The organism is Vibrio sp. D3, assembly GCF_043995865.1.
Taxonomy (GTDB): Bacteria; Pseudomonadota; Gammaproteobacteria; order Enterobacterales; family Vibrionaceae; genus Vibrio; species Vibrio diabolicus.
Genome location: NZ_CP171887.1, coordinates 150,125 through 169,883, shown reverse-complemented (window position 1 = coordinate 169,883; position 19,759 = coordinate 150,125). Strand labels below are relative to the sequence as shown.

The following is a 19,759-nucleotide window of genomic DNA, read 5'->3' as shown; positions in this document are numbered from 1 at the left end:
TTGAGCAGCATTAAGGAGATGATATACCCAAAGCACTGGCTTCGTTCGGGCTTTGGGTATCAAGATAATAAGGCGGCCAGAGTGCTACTTTTCGTAATCTGGTTTTTGCGTCACGATGTAATTCGTATCACTCGAAACAACCGCGCCATGTTTTAGGAAGTTTTTACCTAAAATCATGCTGTAATGGAAGCGACCACGGTCTTGCAAATTGACTCGGATCTTCTTCTCTAACTCGCCAAGCTTAACGTGCATTTCTACTACAGGTCGTTCGTTGGCCTTTTCTCCTTTTTTGGCCGTTATACGCATGACATCCACTACCTCACGGGTAAACGCCTTGGTCATGCCTAGATCGTTTTCATAAGTAAAACTCACCATATCTTTACCGTCTTTTTGAAAGCGCTTGATGTCCTTGGCATTAATCGAGCTCACATCAGCACCAGTGTCCAATTTGACAGGGAAAGACATCCCTTCCACTTCAGCCACTTCGATATGACCGGCTTTGAAAAGTGGCCTTGCATCTAGTAAATGGTCGGCGCGAGTATTCAGCAGCACACCGCCTTTGGCGATATCATGACCAAAGACGAAGAATGGTTGCGTCTCGTCTTCATCTAGCACATCGAGTGCAAATTCCATTGATGTCTCTTTACTACCGAAAAGGAAATCGCCATCAACAACGGGACGCACAGTGCTACCCACTTTGAGTTTTTTCACCACAGGCTTGGTAATTTTTTCTTCTTTACCCTCATCGTTCATTAAATAAAACGTGACGGATTCATCCTTACCTTTTTCTGTTACTTCAAAGCCATTTACACGCAGTAATGGCGTTTTCACCGTAAACGTGGGGTAAGCAGGAACGGTATAACCATCAATGGTGACTTGTTCTTCCGGTGAAATCACGAGGGGCTTTGACTTGAGTGCGCTCTTGAACGTTTTTTCAACACCGCCCAATAGGTTTTCTCTGTCGGTATCAATCACAAAGTGTTGGCTCGCAACATCCTGACCCAAGCGAATTTGTGAACTGAACTTACTGCGGTCACGCAAATAGACTAACCAACGTTGAGTTTCGTTTTCGTCGATTTTCACTGGTAAGTAGACCAACGGACGCTCGCTCTTAGTGGTTTTCAGCATGCGTACCAAAGGTAACGTCATTGGGTGGCGCTTGCCGTTTTCACCTTCTAGCGTGAAAGAAACTTCATTGTTCTTTTTATCGACCTTGATATCCAGTGCGTGAACGTTGGTGTAGCGGCTGGTGGTTGAGATGCTGATCTTGTATGGCACGCCCTCGACTTCAACCGTCTCTTTTTTGCCGATCATTTTTGCGCTTGGTTGCTCTTGAAGATAATCGTAGCCAGCGAATACCCACGCATTGTTATCGAGATAGGTTTTACCAATCAAGATAGGAGAAGAGAATTGCGTGCGCTTGGTCAGGTTCACTTCTGTATCAACGGTATGGCCTGCAATCGTCATCGGCATTTTTATTGTCGGGCGTAAAATAGGCTTTTTGCTTGTTCGACTACGAATGGCGCTCACTCGCTCCAGATCATCGGTAATCTGTATTTCTTTTCCTGTGTAAGGATGAGGAACCGTAAAGCTCACCTTCACTTGATATGGTTTAAAAGTATCGGCATCCCACTTCGCCTTCGTCCCACCTAAATCATCGACAATCGCCCACAACAACTCGTTGTCTTTCAAGTTCTGGTAGTCAGGATGAGAGCTACTGACATGGATGTTCTCTGCATGCATAGACGTGGTGTCAGCACCAGTATCAATCTTGCCAATAAATGGTACCGCTTTTAGCTCTGGAATATCACTGTAGTAAACGCTCTCCACTCGTCCAAGCACCAACTTGTCATCAAGCTGATATACAGGGTCTTGTGTGGTTGCTGATATGGATTGTGCCCAACTAAGCGGGGCGACAAGTAAGGCACTCGTAAGCGCTAACGCCAAAGACATTTTTTTCATCATGATTATCCGTATAAGCCGAGGTACATTTAGTTATATCAATAACCGTGGATATAGGTTAGTCGATAGTTGCGGATATAAGTTCTCAATTTAATTACAGTTTTGACACAAATCTGACTGATGTCCACCAGCGCCCGGTAAATTTTTGTCTCGTTAATTTAAAACATTGCAAATTCTTCGAACGACCCCAATGTTCTATACAACCCAAACCGAATTGAAAGAGAAAACACGGATGAGCCAAGCTATCTGTCGTATGATTGCTCAAGAACTGAATGTTCGCCCTGAGCAAGTCAACGCCGCTGTCACCCTAATTGATGACGGTAACACCGTCCCTTTTATTGCACGTTACCGCAAAGAGGTGACGGGTGGCCTTGATGATACCCAACTGCGTACTCTGGACAGCCGTCTGTCTTACCTTCGTGAAATGGATGACCGCCGTCAAACCATTCTCAAATCGATCCAAGAGCAAGGCAAACTGACGCCTGAGCTTGAGCAAGAAATTATTCAAGCCGATAGCAAGACTCGCCTTGAAGACCTTTACTTACCTTACAAACCTAAACGCCGCACTAAAGGCCAAATCGCCATTGAAGCCGGCCTAGAACCGCTAGCTGACATGCTGTGGAATCATCCGCAAACCGAGCCAGAAAGCGAAGCAAGCAAATATCTTGATGCCGACAAAGGCATCACAGATACCAAAGCCGCCCTAGACGGTGCCCGTGCGATCATCATGGAACGCATTGCTGAAGACGCAAACTTACTGGAAAAAATCCGTAACCACTTAAATCGTAATGCGGAACTTGTCTCACGAGTCGTTGAAGGAAAAGAGCAAGAGGGTGAGAAGTTCAAAGATTACTTCAATCACAACGAACCGCTGAGCAAAGTCCCTTCTCACCGTGCACTTGCGATGTTGCGCGGCCGCAATGAAGGCTTCCTGACTTTAGCCATGAACGCTGATCCAGAGCAGGAAGAAGGTGCTCGCCAATCTTACTGTGAAACCATCATTGCCGACCATTATGGCGTGACGTTAAGTAGCGCACCAGCAGATGCATGGCGCAAACAAGTGATCAGCTGGGCATGGCGCATCAAAGTATCGATGCACATGGAAACCGAGCTAATGGGCGCAATGAAAGAGCGTGCTGAAATTGAAGCGATTGAAGTATTTGCGACTAACCTAAAAGATTTGTTGATGGCGGCGCCAGCAGGTCCTCGTGCAACACTTGGTCTCGATCCTGGTCTGCGTACCGGTTCAAAAATCGCGGTTGTCGATTCAACGGGTAAAGTTCTGGCTACGGAAACCATCTACCCTCATCCTCCGCAAAAACAATACGACAAATCAGCGCAAATCGTTGACCAGTTAGTGCGTAAGTACAACGTGGATTTAATTGCGATTGGTAACGGCACGGCTTCTCGTGAAACCGATAGCTTTGTCGCAGACGTAATCAAACGCGGCAACCTAAAAGTTCAGAAAATCATCGTCAGCGAAGCAGGCGCATCGGTGTACTCGGCCTCTGAACTCGCAGCGAAAGAGTTCCCGAATATGGATGTATCACTGCGTGGTGCAGTGTCGATTGCGCGTCGTTTGCAAGATCCATTGGCTGAGCTCGTGAAAATCGATCCGAAATCGATCGGTGTGGGCCAATACCAGCACGATGTAAGCCAATCTATGTTGGCAAAACGCCTAGATGCGATTGTGGAAGACTGTGTAAACGCGGTTGGCGTTGATGTGAACACGGCTTCTGCCGCACTATTAACGCGCGTAGCAGGCTTATCAAGCACCATCGCGCAGAACATTGTCGACTTCCGCGACGAAAATGGCCGCTTCGAAGCACGTACGACGTTGAAGAAAGTACCTCGCTTGGGTCCTAAAGCGTTCGAACAGTGTGCGGGCTTCCTACGTATTATGGACGGCAAGAACCCACTTGATGCTTCAGCAGTCCACCCGGAAGCGTACCCAGTAGTCAAAGCAATTGCAGAGAAAAACAGCAAAGACATCAAGGCACTGATTGGTGACTCAGCATTCCTCAAAGGCTTACACGCTGTGGACTATACCGATGAACACTTTGGTGTCCCAACGGTTACCGATATCATCAAAGAACTGGATAAACCGGGTCGTGACCCACGTCCTGAATTCAAGACCGCTACGTTTGCAGAAGGCGTAAACTCAGTTTCTGATCTAGAACCGGGCATGATCCTCGAAGGCGTGGTGTCTAACGTAGCCAACTTTGGTGCCTTTGTTGATATCGGCGTTCACCAAGATGGTCTAGTACACATCTCTGCACTGACAGATCGTTATGTGTCGGATCCACGTGAAGTGGTGAAAGCGGGCGACATCGTAAAAGTGAAAGTGATGGAAGTGGACGTACAGCGTAAGCGTATTGGTCTATCGATGCGTTTGAAAGACGAACCGGGTCAAGATAACCGCAGCCAACGCTCTTCAGCCGCACCGCGTCGTAATGACCAAGCGCAACGTCGTCAGCCTCGCCGCGATGAGTCTTCATCGAATAGTGCAATGGGCGGTGCGTTTGCGGCAGCGTTTGCTAAAGCGAAAAAGTAATCTTACCTAGGCTTCACCGCTAACGAGCTTTCATAACTAAAAAGAAAACGCTCCAATCAGTTTAATCTGCTTGGAGCGTTTTTGTTTGAGTAGGATATTGAGTCGTCATAATACTGCTATCACTTCTGACGGGGTATGGGGAGCGACTGCATGACCATAATGAAACTTGATCACCTTCCTGCGCTTTTCCATTAATCCTTCATTGATCGCAGCATCCAAAATGCGCTTTGGTAAGCGAAAACGAATTGCGTAGCCCTTACCCTGGTCTTCACTGTACGACTTGAGCGCAAGCAAACTAAAAAGCCGTTCTAGTGTATCTTCCGGCTCTTCTTGATAACGCGTGTCGACTTCTGTTTCCATGTCATAATCAGGATGCTCTGAAGGATCCCAAGAAGACTGACGTCGGCGCTTGTCATCGCCTTTTACTTTTCGCTCTGCATTGGTTTTGGCCAATGCGACCGTTGGCGTCACAGGCTCTCGGACTTTGTTGTCGCGAGCTGCTTGTTCCGTCTGCACATTCACGGATGGGGCGATCAGTGGCACACTTACGTTGGTCGGTGACACAATCATTGCGAACCCTCCTCAGAGTCGCCCAACTCGTCAATATAGCTTAGCTTTATTGGCTAATAAAACCTCACCAACCTTTATATCGACCACTTTTTAAACAGCTTGAGCTTTTTCCGCTTGTATTTGATTAATCGTGAGCAAACTCTCGAATTTGGGCACAAAACTCGTCATGTTCGGTCATAAAGGGCGCATGAGAGGACTGATTGAAAACAAACTGCTGAGTATGAGGTAACTGTTCACTTAAATCATTCGCCACTTTAATCGGCACCAATCCATCCAAACGACCATAAAGACGCAGCATTGGTACAGAAAGAGACGTCAATGCATCGCGCAGATCCACATCAGCAAGGATGTTTAGCCCAACCAACAGCGACTCAGGGTTTGGCTGAGGGCGCGACAGTACCGCTTGCTTGAGTTGTTTCACATCTTTGCGTGCAGATGGACTGCCCATCGCTTGCAACGCCATAAAGCGCTCAATGGTCAGTGAAAAATCTTCTAACAACTGAGAGGTGAATGCGCTCAGTACACTCGGTTGAATACCGCGCCAAGGCTTCTCTGCGGCAAATTTTGGTGAACTGGCGACGGTGATCAACTTAGTCACACGCTCGGGCATGTTTAATGCGACATGCGTCGCCACTAAGCCTCCGAGGGACCAGCCAAGCCAAATCGCTTTCTTTGGCGCACTTTGCGCGACCAAGTTAGCAATATGGTCTAAATCTTCACCATGATGTTCGGCACTGTGTCCATAGCCCGGAAGGTCAACAACATGAACACGGAAATCGGTTTGAAGTGATTCGACGGTTTGCTGCCAAACCGCGCCATTCATACCCCAACCATGTAACAACACCAGATCAGGTCCTTCACCAAACGACTGCCAATGTAATTTCGTGCTCATGCTCTCAATCTCTCCCACTAATTTTATTCCCTACGCCATCAGCCAAGCGTTAGGCTGAGTAAAATATCACCATGAATAAGCGCTATGTTATCTCATCACTGGCAAAACATCATGCATCGCGTGTTGAGCAGTCAATGCGGTCTGTGTCGGTTCCCTATTCACACACCAAGCCACACAAATACTCTGCGCTGGTGCGAGCACTGTTTAAAATACCTAACTCCGGTAAAACGATGTCAACGCTGCGGTTTATCATTACAGAAAGAAGAAATGAGTACGGATAGTATTTGTGGTGAATGTCTTTCAGAGCCACCGCCATGGCAAAGGCTATACACGTTAGGCGATTACGACTTTCCCCTTTCACGGGAAGTACAACGCTTTAAAGATCACGGAGAGTCTTGGCATGTAAAAGCATTAACCGAGCAACTGGCACAGCGCATCACCACGCCAGCTCCAATCATTACCAGTGTGCCATTGCACTGGCAGCGTTACCTGCGCCGGGGCTTTAATCAAAGTGATGTTTTAGCCCGACACCTCGCCAAGCAATTGCAGACCAATTTTGATGCGAAGGTCTTTCGTCGAGTAAAGCTCGCTCAATCACAGCGTGGTAATACCAAAGCAAGCCGTGAACAAAACCTAAAAGGCGCGTTTATTCTCAATAAGCGCCCTCACTCTTCCCACGTTGCCATCGTCGATGATGTAGTCACCACAGGCAGTACCGTCCGACAATTATGTCATTTACTACTTGAAGTTGGCGTAGAAAGCATCGATATTTACTGCATCTGCAGAACACCTGCTCCTCGTTCTCTCTAGATCGCTTCGCCATGCCTTAGCATCAAAAAGACTAGACCCATACGTCAACAAGAGTAGAATAGCAGCAGTAACCTACAAATTTACTCGGGTATTCGTCGTGTCAAATATTACTATTACAGAAACTGCGCAAACGCATTTCGCTAACCTTTTAGGTCAACAGCCTGAAGGGACTAACATTCGTATTTTCGTTGTGAACCCAGGTACACAAAACGCTGAGTGTGGCGTGTCTTACTGCCCACCAGAAGCAGTAGAAGCGACCGACACTGAAATCCCTTACAGCGGTTTTTCAGCTTACGTGGATGAGCTAAGTCTGCCATTCCTTGAAGACGCTGAAATCGATTTTGTTACCGATAAAATGGGCTCTCAGCTAACGCTAAAAGCTCCGAACGCTAAAATGCGTAAAGTTGCGGACGACGCGCCACTGGTTGAGCGCGTTGAATACGTTATCCAAACTCAAGTCAACCCACAGCTTGCTGGCCACGGTGGTCACGTAAACTTGGTTGAGATCACTGAAGACGGCATTGCTATTGTTGCATTTGGTGGCGGCTGTAATGGCTGTTCTATGGTTGACGTAACACTAAAAGAAGGCATCGAGAAAGAACTGCTAAACCAATTCGTTGGTGAACTAACCGCAGTTCGTGATGCTACAGAACATGACCGTGGTGATCACTCTTACTACTAAGAGTAAATACGGTCAGAAAATGGGAGGCTTCGGTCTCCCATTTTTGTATCGATACTGAGGTAACCTTGAGATGCTTAGTTCTGCCCGCAAAATCCGCTAGAAACTCAGGCGGAGTTCTCATATATTAAGAATCTTACGCATCTCGTAAACGCCAACGACACCAAGGAGCCAGCGCCATGTCGAAACGGACCCCACCAGAGATACTCTCATGCCAAACGGTCGCAAAATCCAAACTGTTTGCCGTGGAAGCGCTCGACCTTCGTTTTTCCAATGGTGAACACCGTACTTATGAACGCATGAAGCCAAGTGGACGCGATGCGGTGATGGTGGTTCCTGTGACTGAGCAAGGCGATTTATTACTGGTACGTGAATACGCCGCTGGGACTGAACGCTACGAGTTGGGCTTCCCGAAGGGGTTGATTGATCCAGGTGAAACCCCACATCAAGCTGCGGATCGAGAATTAAAAGAAGAAATCGGCTTTGGCTGCAATCAGCTGACTCCGTTGAAACAAGTTATCCTCGCGCCGTCTTACTTTTCGAGCAAAATGACTCTATTTTTAGGACAGGCGCTTTATCCAGAGAAGCAAGAAGGCGATGAGCCTGAGCCACTGGAAATTGTGCGTTGGCCACTTGCGCAAGCCGAAGAGTTATTAACTCACATGGATTTCTGTGAAGCACGAAGCATCACCGCGCTAATGTTGGCACTGAAACACTTACCAAACACCACTCACAAACATAACCAATAACGGTCATGAGAACCGAATAATACTGTGAGTAAGGACTATCACTTATGCCAATGACAAAAGATCTATCTCACCTGCTTCCTCAAGTCATCGAAATTGCCCGTAGTGCCGGGCAAATGATCCTCGAAATATATGAAAAAAAACAGTACGAGGCCTACACAAAAAGTGACGAGACTCCGGTAACGAGCGCAGATATCGCGGCTCACAAGCTCATCACAGAACGCTTGAGTGAACTCACACCCGACATTCCCGTATTGTCAGAAGAAGACGCAGACATCAGCCTCGAGCAACGGGCTCAGTGGGAACGGTATTGGTTAGTCGACCCTCTCGATGGTACTCAAGAATTCATCGCTCGCAGCGGCGACTTTGCGACTATTATTGCACTGGTCGACAACAATAAACCAACCATGGGGGTCGTTTATGGCCCTGTCTCTGGCGTGACTTATTACGCTTATAGTGGCAAAGGTGCCTGGAAAATTCCCGACATGTCGGACAGCGTAAAAATCCATACGCACAAACACGAGCAGCCAGGGCAAAGCATCGCGATTGCTATTAGCCGCCGTCAAGACATCAATCGCATCACTAGCCGCATGAGCAGTGCTTGGAATTACGATTTAATTCCGCTCGGCTCTGCGGCATTAAAAGCGTGTCTTGTTGCAGAAGGCGCTGTGGATTGCTATCTCAGACTAGGCCCAACAGGTGAGTGGGACACCGCCGCGACACAGTGCATTGTTGAAGAAGCGGGCGGTCGCATTCTCAGCACGCAATTGGAGCCGCTGTCATATAACGAGCGGGAAACGCTAGAGAACCCAAACTTTATTGTGCTTGGTGACGCGGATTTACCTTGGAATGAGATTTTACAACGCAAAGATTAAGCGCTCTATCCGCAAAGTTAGCGCCTAAATACTAGCAATTGAAAGGCCACGAATATGTTCGTGGCCTTTTCTTTTTGACCTGTTTGTACAGCGTTAGGAGCATTTGGCCTACCATGTTCCAATCGCTTAAAGTGCTGAACACAAGAAAAGCATCCCTTTAAAATCAAAACCTTAGAATTACATCCTATTATCACCACGATCTTTGTACAGCGAATAGAGGGTTTCGCCTACTATGTTCCAAAAGCAAAAAGAGCTGCACAATCGCAGCTCTTTGAGAATTTTGGTTTTTGTCATGATAGGTTAGAAGCGACCTTGGTAATTAAACTCGTATTGACCTTGAGGGTTCGGCTTGCCCAACCATTTCAGTTGCTCACTCATGCTGGATGGGAACTCAGCTCCTGGCTTAAACCAGGCTTTGGTTGAGTATCGCTGATTAGGCATCAGCTCTGCCGAGAACGCCGCTGAGACTTGTTTACTGCTTTGCTCACCTGCAGCCGTCAACACACTGTCCTGACAGTTTAGATCGGCAATCACAGGACCGAGTTCTAGGCTACCAACAGGGCTTTGAATACCACTGGCATTCCATACTAAAGTGCCTTCACCATTCTTACACCAAGGCGCGGCATAAGTCGCATGACGAATATTTAACTCAAGTTGCCCATCAACGCCGACGGGAACAGGGAGACGTGCTTGCTCAACAACTTTTACTGCCGGGATCGAGGCAACTAAGTTTTTGGCATAAGGGCCATCACTCAAGCTATAGCCAACAAAACCGCGACCACGAACGTCCATTTCACTACCACGACCAAAGCGTACGGCAAACTCAGCTTTACCAGTTAGTAGACTCGACCACTGGAAATCCCAATTAACTTCTCCAAGGTTCTGGCGCTGCCAACGAACACTAGAAGCTTGACCTAGCCATAGAGAGCCATTGGCACCCTGAATGTCTAGTCCTCTCACGGTTGGTGCTTGCTGTAACACCCAAGAAACGGGTAATCCCATTAAAAGACTGACTGAAAAAAAGACGATAAAGATAACAACGTAAAGTACTGCTCGCTTCACCTTAACCTCGCTTAAACTGAAGGCGGTTCACATCAATCATGCCCGCTTGATCCGTTCGGTCGATATCTAAAAATTCGACTTCAATACCCTGTTGCTCTTTCAAGTAACGTAACCAGTCCACCAGCTGATTAAACGCGAGTGGTTTGATCCACACCTGAACACTCTCATTGCGAGGCTGCACTCGAATCAACTCAACTTTATAACGACGGGCTGAAGAAGAAACCAGTTGATTCAACGGTTGGCTAGAGTAGCTCACACCGCTGCTTTTGCGCAGTGCAGTAATGCCATCCGCTTTATCTTGTACCCAAGCCAGCAACTGTTTTTCACTTTGAATGCGTGATTGAGCTAGCTCCGCACGTTGGCTCATTGGCTGTAGCAACCCCCAATAAATAATGCCGATAACGGCAATAGCGCCACATCCCATGACCAAACGCTGCTCACGCTGAGAGATGCTGCTCCACCAAGCCTGAGCTTGAGAAATTAAGTTTTTCATCATCACCTCACAAACGCTTCAAAACAAAGCTGCCAACCACAACGTTATCGCTACGGTTCAGCTGTCCTTGCTCAACATTAAACTTCTCTGCCAATTTCACACGAGCCTGCTCAAAAGGTTGGAAGTCTGAACTGCGAGCTTGAATTCGCACTTCGCCACGTTGACCATCATATTTAAAGCTGGTGATTTCCAAATCGCTGACCTGACCCAGTGTCGCGGGCAGTGCCGCCAACCAAGACAACATCGCCTGCTGACCGCCACCACCAGATAAGCGGCGCTCTTCATCATCCATTTGTCGTTTGAGATAACTAACGGTAGGAATTCGTCGTTTATTCGGGAACACCTGGCGGAAAATACGCTCACTCTCCTCACGATACGCTTGAGCTTGTGCTTCGTACTTGTGGACCACGAGCAACTGCTGCGCAACCATGACGACGATAAGCACGCCCGCAGCAATGGTGGCTTTTTGCCAGAGCTTCCAGTATTTACCCCAAGAAGATTTAGGCTTGAAGATCCCGGTCAGCAAATTGACTTTGCTTTCTGTAACCCCCTTCGCCAGTAACCCCATGGTCATTTCTTCTGGCTGCGGCTCCCATACTTCAGGTAACGCAGATTCAGGGACTGAGCTATAGCAATCGAGCTTCCAACCTTCATGATTTTGTAGATAAGAAGAGAGGTAAAGGTCTAACCAAGAAGCATCGACAACCGCACCCTCTGTCGCTGAGTGACGAATCAACCATTGATCACCAAGCATCGCGGCACTGCTATGCTCTCCCTGAACAGGTAACGCAAGCACATCTGGCAAGATGCGTTTGATGGTGATGCCTTGGCTTGAAAAACGCTGCAATACGGTCTGAATCCAAGCGCGTTCAACAGCGCACACTTGCGCTTTATCCGCTTGTTTACCTAACACGGTAAAGTGAAGGCCATCAACGTCCTGCGCGACTTCATCTTCCACGAGGTACGGTAACATCGCGTCGAACTGACGTGTTGCGCCTGGCGGTATATCCACTTGCGTCAAGACCACATCATTACTCGCCAATAGCGCCACAACTTGGCGCTGACCTGCATAAGAGATCAACTCATCTAAGTGTTCCCATCCGGCGATTTCACCGCTGGCAATCACTTCCTGTTGATCTGTCGACCACACCACCCAAGGAATGGTACTTTGTTGTTCGCTACTCAGCCGAACGGTCAGAAACTCGCTCACTGATCCCTCCAAAACGACGGCGAACTACGGTCACCGTCTCTCTATTTGTACTCTGCAAAAGGCTTCGGATACGTACACGTGATTCATCCACCAACACTTGTGCATCCAATTCAAAAAAGGCGCTATCCACACCCAAATAGCCTTTGGCGTTTTTCTTTACATCTTCGCTCAAGCCAGCGATCTCTGACTCTGCTAAAAATTCATCAATGCTATCCCACCCATCAAATGGGCGTTTTTCAATTAGCTGAATCGCATCACTACTGCTTAAGTTTGGTGAGAACATTGCCACCAAAATCGGAGCTTGCTCGACTTCAATCGTATTTACGTTTAAACGCCAATCATCACTAGGCAATGCGCAGATTAGCGGTTCCAATTTTTGGAAAATCTCACCACTCACCTGATAAACCGCTCGCAACTCGGTGGCATCTGCCATCCAGCCATTTGACGCTAAATACGCGGGTTTCATCGCTTCATATGTGCTGTCTTCGACCCCGGTTGTGGAGCGAACGGTGTCATCAGCATCAATGTATTCCCAGGTAGAGTCTGCAATGATTTCTGCCTGATACGATTCAACATCCGATTCTTCCAATAAACGCTGCAGCACATTGACTAAATAAGGTCTTGCGATTTGCTGTCCCGTCGGTTGTACACGGCTCAATACATTGAGGTTAAAGCACGCTTGTTTGTCTCTAATTCGTCCCGCCGCTTGACCATAATCTAGCGGATAGACTTGTTCTTTTATTGCCCACGGCTGACTCATATTGATCGTATCGGTGTCTTTGTAGCTTTGCTCGATACCGACTTTTGCCAACGCCTCTACCCCAAGGCTATACCAATACGCTTGCTGGTAGTTAACTTGATTGGCGCCCCGCTGAAACTGCAAAAACAAACGCTCCGACATACTGGCGGCAACTGTCGCCATAATCGCCAGTAACATCAGCACAATAATCAAAGCGACACCGCGCTGACGATTAACCATTATTGCTGCCTCCTGAACTTCCTTCTTTCTGACTCAATGTGCCATCAGGAGTCAGATAGGTGCGGGCAATCTCTCCATAATCTTTTAGAGTAAGGATTACAGAAACCGCTTTCGGTAGCGATTTTTCATCATCCCACTCTTTTTTCCATTGTTTACCATCGTAAAAACGCATATCAAACGATTCGACCTGCGTCAGCAATGGGGTAACGATGCCTTGTTGACCCACTGGCGTGTCAGGGTAGCGCCACCATACTCGTTGTAATGTTTCTTCTTTTAAACGATAGCCAACCTTAGTGACCTCCCCTCGGGGAAACTGCTGTTGAGGGTTGTGCCATCCTAAGCGAGCAAACATTAGCCCTTTAGTGTCGGAGTCGAGCAAGTAATCTGACCAAAAAATCAGTTGGCTCGCGGGCTCTTCACCATTTGTCCGCGTTTGGCGCATCGCCATTTGACGAAAGTCATTATCCATCATCACCATGGCGCGCTGAATTTCATTTAAGCGCTGAGTTCGCTCTTGTGATAGTGCATTGCTGCGCTGCACTTGCGATACCACTTGATACGCGGCGACACTTAAACTGGCAAAAATGGCAATCGAGACCAGCACTTCAATAAGTGTAAAACCTTTTGCCAGTTGGCGCTTACTTGCGCGTGGATTCTTATTGCGCCACATAACTTCGTACCGTCACGACTGGGCTCGCGTTTTTCTCGAGCGCGACACTCACATCAAATGCTTTCAGCAATGGCTGCGTGGTGGCAACAGGCGTGATTTTCCAGTACCAAGTGCGCCCAGCCAGCTCTTCTGTGCCGTTCTTTACTTTAAGTTCACTGGTACTCAACATCACGTTGGCCATCTGATTATCCACAACCATGGCTGCAAACATTTTTTCTTCTAAATAACTGATCGTATTAATATGCTGGCTCACCGAGCGAATGACGCTGATGGCAGCGGTGGCGAAAATAGCCAGTGCGACCAATACTTCCAGTAGTGTCATGCCTCTCGTCCGGCGATGACTCCAATGTGGGCGAGCTTGCTTAGAATTGCGCATTCTCATCCTCTTTCACTTCTTCGCCCGGCGCTAGTAACAAGATTTGTCCACTTTCTTTGCCGATGACTCGCCACCCGTCATTAAAGGCGTCACCATTTTGCGGAAAAAAAGACAGAGTAAATGGCGTAACTTCTGCACTGGAGAAGATAAACACTTGCGGTGGCTTAACTTTCTTTTCGTCGTCTTCTTCTTCAGCAAACATGTCTTCATCAAAAAGAGAGCCCGGTTTGAATAAGCGATCATCATTATCCCAAGCACCGCCACCTAGTTCGAGCAGTAGCGTAATGTCATCTTCCAACTTGGTTTTGCTCGGAATTTGCTTTAACTCCAGAGGCTGCCAACCTTCCGCGGTCAAACTCAGTAGAGCGTACGTTGATTTAGCGTCATCCACTCGAACGCCAAAATCTTTACCGCTTAGTACGGCTTCTTCGTTAAGCAGCTGTAAACGCTGAAAAAAGCTTTGAGCATACTGTTTGGAAAGATCTTTTTGGCTGGTCGGTAATGTCGAGAGCACGGCCACTGCCGTGAGAGATAGCAAAACCAGCACCAATAGAATTTCTATCAATGTAAAACCGTTGTGTTTTCGCATTTGCTTCATTAGTGCTGGCTTAGGCTCTATTTATTGGAAATCTTGCATGTTCCAGTTGCCAATATCTGCAGCTGGACCTTCTCCACCCTCTTGGCCATCTGCGCCTAGAGTGAAGATGTCAATCGTACCGTTATCGCCTGGGCTTAGGTACTGGTACTGGTTACCCCAAGGGTCATTAGGAAGACGTTTGATGTAACCGCCATCACGGTAGTTACGAGGCTCTGGGTTAGAAGGCTTGCTAACTAATGCTTCCAGGCCTTGGTCTGTCGTTGGGTAAACGCTGTTATCCAACTTGTACATATCTAGGGCATTTTCCAGCGCTACGATGTCCGTAATCGCTTTTTGTTGGTCAGCCTTCTCTTTGTTACCCAATAGGTTTGGAACAACGAAACTTGCCAAAATACCAAGGATAACGACAACAACCATCACTTCTAAAAGTGTGAAACCGTGTTGTTTACTACGCTTAAATTTCATTTTTTTCTCCGAAAGTTAGATTCAAGCCATGCCGTAAGTAGACACGTCTTAATTCGAATTTATCCGCTCATCAAGTTATTCATTTCTAGCATTGGCATCAAGGTCGCCATCACAATAAACAACACTAATCCAGCCATTAAGGCAATTAATGCCGGAGTGAATACACCTAGCGCAATATTGACTGTAGATTCAAAGTTTTGATCTTGGTTATCGGCAGCACGCGTCAACATGCTCTCCAATTCACCACTTTGCTCACCACTGGCGATCATGTGTAGCATCATTGGTGGAAACAGACGAGTTTGATCCAACGCCTTACGCAGGCTGGCACCTTCTCGAACGTTATCCGCAGCAAGCAATACTTGCTGCTTCACATAGCGATTAGACATAACATCCACCGCAACGCGCATGCCTTCTAGAATTGGAATCGCACTGGAAGTACAAATCGAAAGTGTTCGTGCGAATCGCGCGGTATTCAAACCTCGAGAGATTTTGCCTAATAGCGGTAGGCTCAAGATTTTTCTATCCCAAGCCAAGCGAAAGTCTGGTTTTTGCAACGCCAGTTTGAGCCCATAGAAAAACACCACCAGCACGACGAAGATGATAAGCCCCCAATCTTGCACAAACTCACTGGCTGCCAGTAAGAACTGCGTTGACTGAGGTAACTCTTGTCCCATCTGAATGATTGGCTCAATGATTTTGGGTACAACTGTCGCTAATAAGAAAGAAACAATAACAACCGCAAACACCACTAAAACCACCGGGTAGATCATGGCTTGAAGCAGTTTGGAACGCATCTTCTGACGGTTTTCGACGTAGTCCGCCAAACGCTCTAATACCGTATCAAGATGGCCTGACTTTTCACCCGCCGCAACCATGGAGCGATAGAGTTCATCAAACACGTGTGGGTAATCAGCAAAACTGTCGGCGAGCGGATAACCCTCGGTTACTTTCGAGCGAACCGCAGCCAGCATAGAACGAATTCTCGGCTTTTCAGCCTGCTCAGAGACCGCGCGCAAACATTCTTCCAGAGGCATACCTGATTGGACTAACGTGGACAATTGACGTGTGATTAGTGCCAGCTCAGATGTTGAGATGCCGCGCTTAAAGCTGACTGAGCCTGAAGACTTAGCCGATTTAGCTTTCGTCTCAACCACTTCAATCGGGATCATCCCTTGCTCTTTGAGTCGCTGGCGCACTTGTCGGGCGTTGTCCCCTTCTATCGTGCCTTTTTTATGCTTGCCTTTTGCATCTAGCGCTTTGTACTCAAATGCCGCCATTAGGTTTCCTTCGTCACTCGCATCACTTCTTCAAGTGACGTAATACCACGACGTACTTTGCTTAGACCATCACTGCGAATACTTGGCGTATGGGCGCGAACGGCTCTCTCAATTTCTTGCTCACCAGACTCTCGGTGAATCAATTCTTGCACTTGCTCATCGACCATAATGAGCTCGTGGATACCTGTTCGACCTCGGTAACCTTTTTGGTTACACGCTTCGCAGCCTTTAGCACGGTGTAGCTCTAGTGGTTCATGCGCTTCCATACCAAACAGTTTCTTCTGTTCAGCATCGGCTTCATACGGTTCTTTGCAACTCGGGCAAAGCGTACGAACCAAGCGCTGTGCTAACACACCCAATAACGATGAAGAAATAAGGAATGGTTCAATGCCCATATCGCGTAGACGCGTGATCGCACCAACAGCGGTGTTGGTGTGAAGGGTCGACATTACTAAGTGACCCGTTAAGGACGCTTGCACTGCAATTTGTGCGGTTTCTAAGTCACGGATCTCACCGACCATCACCACGTCAGGGTCCTGACGCAGAATAGCACGCAAGCCACGCGCAAAAGTCATGTCGACCTTCGGGTTCACCTGAGTCTGACCGATGCCATCAATGTCAAATTCGATCGGGTCTTCAACCGTTAAGATATTGCGTTCGTTACTGTTGATCTCTTGCAAGCCAGCGTACAAAGTCGTCGACTTACCAGAACCCGTCGGGCCGGTGACCAAGATAATACCGTGAGGACGCTGAATAAGATGACGGAAATTGTCGTGCACGGAAGGCGTCATACCTAAGCTATGCAAATCGAGACGCGTCGCGTTTTTATCCAACAGACGCATAACTACTCGCTCACCATGTGACGACGGCATTGTAGAAACACGCACATCAACCGCACGACCACCAATACGCAGCGAGATACGACCATCTTGAGGTACACGCTTTTCTGCAATATCCAGCTTCGCCATGACCTTCACTCGCGACACTAACAGTGGTGCAAGCTTACGACTTGGAGTGAGCACTTCACGCAATACGCCATCGACACGGAAACGAATCGAAAGGGTTTTCTCGAAAGTTTCGATATGAATATCCGACGCCCCTTCTTTAATTGCTTCACCCAACATCGCATTGATCAACTTAATGATTGGTGCATCGTCTTCTGACTCTAGCAAGTCTTCATCATGCGGCAGCTCTTCAGCCAATGAGAAAAAGTCGTCGCTATCGGCACCGATGTCTTCCATCAATTGACGCGCTTCAGACGAGTCACGTTGATATGCTTCGGTCAGCTTTTTATCAAAGGCTTCTTTATCGATAGGCTGCGGTACGAAGCTTTTCTTCAGCACACGACGGACTTCGACCAGAGCCGCTGGGTTGAGCGGCTCGACATAGTAAAGAATGGGCGGACGCTCAGGATGCTCTGTCTCCAGCACCAGTTTAAAGCGATTGGCAAAACTGAATGGCAGACGACGCATACTTGGCGCTGTGTCTAACATATCAACCATTAGTTATTTTCCATCTGATCAATAAACGCTTGGATCTCGGTTGGGTGCTGACGCTCCTGACCAAAGGCCGGCATGACTGGGATCTTCTCGTCAGCCATCAACTTCAATCCTTGATCCGCTTTGTAGAGTTGCTCTGCGCGAATAAAGTTGTATTTGCGCTGTGTAATGCCGTCTGCGGTCATACCATCACGAATAATCGTCGGCTTGATGAACACCATCAAGTTACGCTTTTCTGTTTGCGTGCTGGTTGATTTGAACAAATGACCAAGCACTGGGATGTCACCCAGTAGCGGTACTTTTGACTCACTTTCGAGTGCACGTTCATCAACCAAGCCACCAAGAACCAGCATCTGACCATCTTGGATCATGACTGAGGTATTTAACTGACGCTTAGCAAAGCGAACGTCAACCGCACCGTTTGCACCTAATACATTGGACACTTCTTGCTCGATATTTAACTGAACAGAGTCACCTTCGTTAATTTGTGGCACAACCTTAAGCTTGATGCCCACTTCTTTACGATCAACCGTTTGGAATGGATTGTCGTTGTTTGAGCCAGCCGTAGAGCCTGTGATAACAGGCACTTCTTCACCAACAATAAATGATGCTTCACCATTATCCATTACGGTGATACTTGGAGAAGATAGAATGTTTGAGTTGGAGTCAGTCGCTACGGCACTGACTAAGGCAGTCCAGTCCCCCATCACGATGCTCATCGCAGCACCGTTAACACCGCTCAGTGCCGATGCAAGAGTAGAATAGTCACCAGATTCAGTAACATCATATGGCGTTCGTTCGCCATTCGCATTTGTGTAGTATTCAGTTCGAGTTTGATCTTTTGCTTCTTCTAGACCAACCATCACCTGACCAATCGGTGCACCAGAGTTACCGTACTGAATCACCGCACCGGTTTCCAGTGAGCCCCACTGAACACCTAAGTTAATGCCGTCACCTTCTGACATTTCAACGATCAGCGCCTCAATCAAGACTTGAGCACGACGAATATCAAGCTGAGCAATAACATCTTGTAGCGCATTCATGATATCTGGTGGAGCCGTTAATACTAAGGCGTTGGTCGCTGCGTGCGCAGCAATCACCACTTCACCACGCTGGGCACCTGACGCTTTCTGGCCGACTTGCTTTTCAGCTTGTAGGTTATCGGAGACACCTTTTAGTACATCCACCAAATCTTCAGCTTTCGCGTTCTTCAGGTAAACCACGCGGTTGTTACCTTTGGTCGCCATTTCAACGTCAAGTTGACGAATCAATCGCTTCAGACGCGCACGTACTTTAGGATCGCCAGAAATCAAAATCGCGTTGGTGCGTTCATCGGCAACAATTTTAGGCTCAAGGAACTCAGGCGTGCTCTTCTGATTGGTGCTTTTATTCAGTGCTTCAACAATACGCACCATTTCGGCAGCAGAAGCATTGCGCAGTTCCACCAGCTCAATTTCTTTATCACCCGCTTGGTCAACACGCTTAATGATTTCCGCTAAGCGATTCACGACCGCCGCACGACCTGTGATTAAGATGATGTTCGCAGGATCGTAGTGAACTACGTTACCAGCACCAGCATTATCAATCAGTTGACGAAGTAGAGGAGACAACTCACGAACCGACACATTACGTACCGCAACAACTCGAGTGATAACGCTGTCGCCTTGCGCGCTGCCATCACCTAATACAGGGATTGCTGACGTTTTTGAGTCTTTCGCTTTGATAACCTTAAGTACACCGTTGTCCATTTCTACGACGGCGTAGCCGTATACTTCGAGTACGTTAAGGAAAAAGCTGTAGTATTGCTCTTCGTTAAGCACGTCATAGCTGCGGACATCGATTTTACCGCGCACTGAAGGGTCAACAATGATGGTCTTTTCGAGATTACGACCCACTATGTTGATGAATTCTTGAATGTCAGTGCCTTTAAAGCTGGCACTAAATTCGTTTGCTATTGCACCTGGGACGCAGAGTAAACTTCCTGCTAGTAGCCAGGCACTTTTGCTGAACCAATGTTTCACGTATGTCTCCCTGAACTTACG

The 19,759-nt window shown here is 47.6% G+C and carries 19 protein-coding genes; 5 read left to right on the top strand and 14 right to left on the bottom strand.

The genetic code is table 11. The features are described 5' to 3' along the window. Positions 1–84: 84 nt before the first annotated feature. Complete coding sequence (locus ACHFJ9_RS08805) at positions 85–1,965, bottom strand: RimK/LysX family protein (RefSeq protein ID WP_124007334.1); 1,881 nt, start codon at positions 1,963–1,965, stop codon at positions 85–87. A 229-nt stretch (positions 1,966–2,194) separates the two neighbouring features. On the opposite strand from ACHFJ9_RS08805, the gene ACHFJ9_RS08800 reads away from it, so the two are divergent. Then, on the top strand, positions 2,195–4,516 hold the full coding sequence (locus tag ACHFJ9_RS08800) for a Tex family protein (RefSeq protein ID WP_005394964.1): 2,322 nt from the start codon (positions 2,195–2,197) through the stop codon (positions 4,514–4,516). 105 nt (positions 4,517–4,621) lie between these two features. On the opposite strand, the gene ACHFJ9_RS08795 is transcribed toward ACHFJ9_RS08800, so the two are convergent. Together ACHFJ9_RS08795 and bioH are read right to left on the bottom strand one after the other, a co-directional pair. Continuing rightward, a complete protein-coding gene (locus ACHFJ9_RS08795; protein WP_005379316.1) occupies positions 4,622–5,086 on the bottom strand; it encodes a hypothetical protein in 465 nt (154 codons plus the stop codon). A 124-nt stretch (positions 5,087–5,210) separates the two neighbouring features. Beyond that, positions 5,211–5,978, bottom strand: a complete 768-nt coding sequence (gene bioH / locus ACHFJ9_RS08790) for a pimeloyl-ACP methyl ester esterase BioH (RefSeq protein WP_395356528.1) — start codon at positions 5,976–5,978, stop codon at positions 5,211–5,213. Between the two features lie 84 nt (positions 5,979–6,062). Between bioH and ACHFJ9_RS08785 the strand changes: the two genes are divergently transcribed. From ACHFJ9_RS08785 to cysQ, 4 genes are all read left to right on the top strand, one after another. Then, positions 6,063–6,788 (top strand): amidophosphoribosyltransferase, encoded by a 726-nt coding sequence (locus ACHFJ9_RS08785; RefSeq protein ID WP_006741795.1) that lies wholly within the window; start codon positions 6,063–6,065, stop codon positions 6,786–6,788. Between the two features lie 97 nt (positions 6,789–6,885). Continuing rightward, positions 6,886–7,470, top strand: a complete 585-nt coding sequence (nfuA, locus tag ACHFJ9_RS08780; RefSeq protein ID WP_005394968.1) for a Fe-S biogenesis protein NfuA — start codon at positions 6,886–6,888, stop codon at positions 7,468–7,470. A gap of 176 nt (positions 7,471–7,646) precedes the next feature. Beyond that, complete coding sequence (nudE, locus tag ACHFJ9_RS08775) at positions 7,647–8,216, top strand: ADP compounds hydrolase NudE (RefSeq protein ID WP_005394971.1); 570 nt, start codon at positions 7,647–7,649, stop codon at positions 8,214–8,216. A 44-nt stretch (positions 8,217–8,260) separates the two neighbouring features. Continuing rightward, on the top strand, positions 8,261–9,088 hold the full coding sequence (cysQ, locus tag ACHFJ9_RS08770; RefSeq protein ID WP_005394972.1) for a 3'(2'),5'-bisphosphate nucleotidase CysQ: 828 nt from the start codon (positions 8,261–8,263) through the stop codon (positions 9,086–9,088). A 300-nt stretch (positions 9,089–9,388) separates the two neighbouring features. Here cysQ and ACHFJ9_RS08765 read toward each other — a convergent pair whose 3' ends face one another. From ACHFJ9_RS08765 to gspD, 11 genes are read right to left on the bottom strand one after another with little or no spacing between them, the layout of a single operon-like run. Next, complete coding sequence (locus tag ACHFJ9_RS08765; RefSeq protein WP_395356525.1) at positions 9,389–10,150, bottom strand: type II secretion system protein N; 762 nt, start codon at positions 10,148–10,150, stop codon at positions 9,389–9,391. A gap of 1 nt (position 10,151) precedes the next feature. After that, the gene (locus ACHFJ9_RS08760; RefSeq protein ID WP_012841219.1) at positions 10,152–10,643 is read right to left on the bottom strand and encodes a type II secretion system protein M; all 492 of its coding nucleotides are present in this window, start codon (positions 10,641–10,643) and stop codon (positions 10,152–10,154) included. 7 nt (positions 10,644–10,650) lie between these two features. Then, the gene (gene gspL, locus ACHFJ9_RS08755) at positions 10,651–11,853 is read right to left on the bottom strand and encodes a type II secretion system protein GspL (protein ID WP_005394975.1); all 1,203 of its coding nucleotides are present in this window, start codon (positions 11,851–11,853) and stop codon (positions 10,651–10,653) included. Further along, a complete protein-coding gene (gspK, locus tag ACHFJ9_RS08750) occupies positions 11,822–12,832 on the bottom strand; it encodes a type II secretion system minor pseudopilin GspK (RefSeq protein ID WP_104971138.1) in 1,011 nt (336 codons plus the stop codon). Before gspK ends, gspL begins: the two co-directional genes overlap by 32 nt. Further along, positions 12,825–13,502, bottom strand: a complete 678-nt coding sequence (gene gspJ / locus ACHFJ9_RS08745) for a type II secretion system minor pseudopilin GspJ (RefSeq protein ID WP_006741790.1) — start codon at positions 13,500–13,502, stop codon at positions 12,825–12,827. The genes gspK and gspJ overlap by 8 nt, the downstream gene beginning before the upstream one ends. Next, a complete protein-coding gene (gene gspI, locus ACHFJ9_RS08740; RefSeq protein ID WP_031780439.1) occupies positions 13,489–13,884 on the bottom strand; it encodes a type II secretion system minor pseudopilin GspI in 396 nt (131 codons plus the stop codon). Before gspI ends, gspJ begins: the two co-directional genes overlap by 14 nt. Next, on the bottom strand, positions 13,865–14,467 hold the full coding sequence (gspH, locus tag ACHFJ9_RS08735) for a type II secretion system minor pseudopilin GspH (protein WP_395356521.1): 603 nt from the start codon (positions 14,465–14,467) through the stop codon (positions 13,865–13,867). Before gspH ends, gspI begins: the two co-directional genes overlap by 20 nt. 30 nt (positions 14,468–14,497) lie before the next feature. Further along, positions 14,498–14,941, bottom strand: coding sequence for a type II secretion system major pseudopilin GspG (gspG, locus tag ACHFJ9_RS08730; RefSeq protein ID WP_005394985.1), 444 nt, complete (start codon positions 14,939–14,941; stop codon positions 14,498–14,500). Positions 14,942–15,000: 59 nt separating this feature from the next. Further along, positions 15,001–16,218 (bottom strand): type II secretion system inner membrane protein GspF, encoded by a 1,218-nt coding sequence (gene gspF / locus ACHFJ9_RS08725; RefSeq protein WP_005394987.1) that lies wholly within the window; start codon positions 16,216–16,218, stop codon positions 15,001–15,003. Then, complete coding sequence (gspE, locus tag ACHFJ9_RS08720; RefSeq protein WP_005394994.1) at positions 16,218–17,720, bottom strand: type II secretion system ATPase GspE; 1,503 nt, start codon at positions 17,718–17,720, stop codon at positions 16,218–16,220. Before gspE ends, gspF begins: the two co-directional genes overlap by 1 nt. Continuing rightward, a complete protein-coding gene (gspD, locus tag ACHFJ9_RS08715; protein WP_005394995.1) occupies positions 17,720–19,738 on the bottom strand; it encodes a type II secretion system secretin GspD in 2,019 nt (672 codons plus the stop codon). Before gspD ends, gspE begins: the two co-directional genes overlap by 1 nt. Between the last annotated feature and the right edge of the window lie 21 nt (positions 19,739–19,759).

What these genes read in the sequence shown, in the direction of transcription:
- ACHFJ9_RS08805 (WP_124007334.1), bottom strand. Translation starts at nt 1,965, where the DNA reads ATGATGAAAAAAATGTCTTTGGCGTTAGCGCTTACGAGTGCCTTACTT.
- ACHFJ9_RS08800 (WP_005394964.1), top strand. Translation starts at nt 2,195, where the DNA reads ATGAGCCAAGCTATCTGTCGTATGATTGCTCAAGAACTGAATGTTCGC.
- ACHFJ9_RS08795 (WP_005379316.1), bottom strand. Translation starts at nt 5,086, where the DNA reads ATGATTGTGTCACCGACCAACGTAAGTGTGCCACTGATCGCCCCATCC.
- bioH (WP_395356528.1), bottom strand. Translation starts at nt 5,978, where the DNA reads ATGAGCACGAAATTACATTGGCAGTCGTTTGGTGAAGGACCTGATCTG.
- ACHFJ9_RS08785 (WP_006741795.1), top strand. Translation starts at nt 6,063, where the DNA reads ATGTTATCTCATCACTGGCAAAACATCATGCATCGCGTGTTGAGCAGT.
- nudE (WP_005394971.1), top strand. Translation starts at nt 7,647, where the DNA reads ATGTCGAAACGGACCCCACCAGAGATACTCTCATGCCAAACGGTCGCA.
- cysQ (WP_005394972.1), top strand. Translation starts at nt 8,261, where the DNA reads ATGCCAATGACAAAAGATCTATCTCACCTGCTTCCTCAAGTCATCGAA.
- ACHFJ9_RS08760 (WP_012841219.1), bottom strand. Translation starts at nt 10,643, where the DNA reads ATGAAAAACTTAATTTCTCAAGCTCAGGCTTGGTGGAGCAGCATCTCT.
- gspK (WP_104971138.1), bottom strand. Translation starts at nt 12,832, where the DNA reads ATGGTTAATCGTCAGCGCGGTGTCGCTTTGATTATTGTGCTGATGTTA.
- gspJ (WP_006741790.1), bottom strand. Translation starts at nt 13,502, where the DNA reads ATGTGGCGCAATAAGAATCCACGCGCAAGTAAGCGCCAACTGGCAAAA.
- gspI (WP_031780439.1), bottom strand. Translation starts at nt 13,884, where the DNA reads ATGAGAATGCGCAATTCTAAGCAAGCTCGCCCACATTGGAGTCATCGC.
- gspH (WP_395356521.1), bottom strand. Translation starts at nt 14,467, where the DNA reads ATGCGAAAACACAACGGTTTTACATTGATAGAAATTCTATTGGTGCTG.
- gspG (WP_005394985.1), bottom strand. Translation starts at nt 14,941, where the DNA reads ATGAAATTTAAGCGTAGTAAACAACACGGTTTCACACTTTTAGAAGTG.
- gspF (WP_005394987.1), bottom strand. Translation starts at nt 16,218, where the DNA reads ATGGCGGCATTTGAGTACAAAGCGCTAGATGCAAAAGGCAAGCATAAA.
- gspE (WP_005394994.1), bottom strand. Translation starts at nt 17,720, where the DNA reads ATGGTTGATATGTTAGACACAGCGCCAAGTATGCGTCGTCTGCCATTC.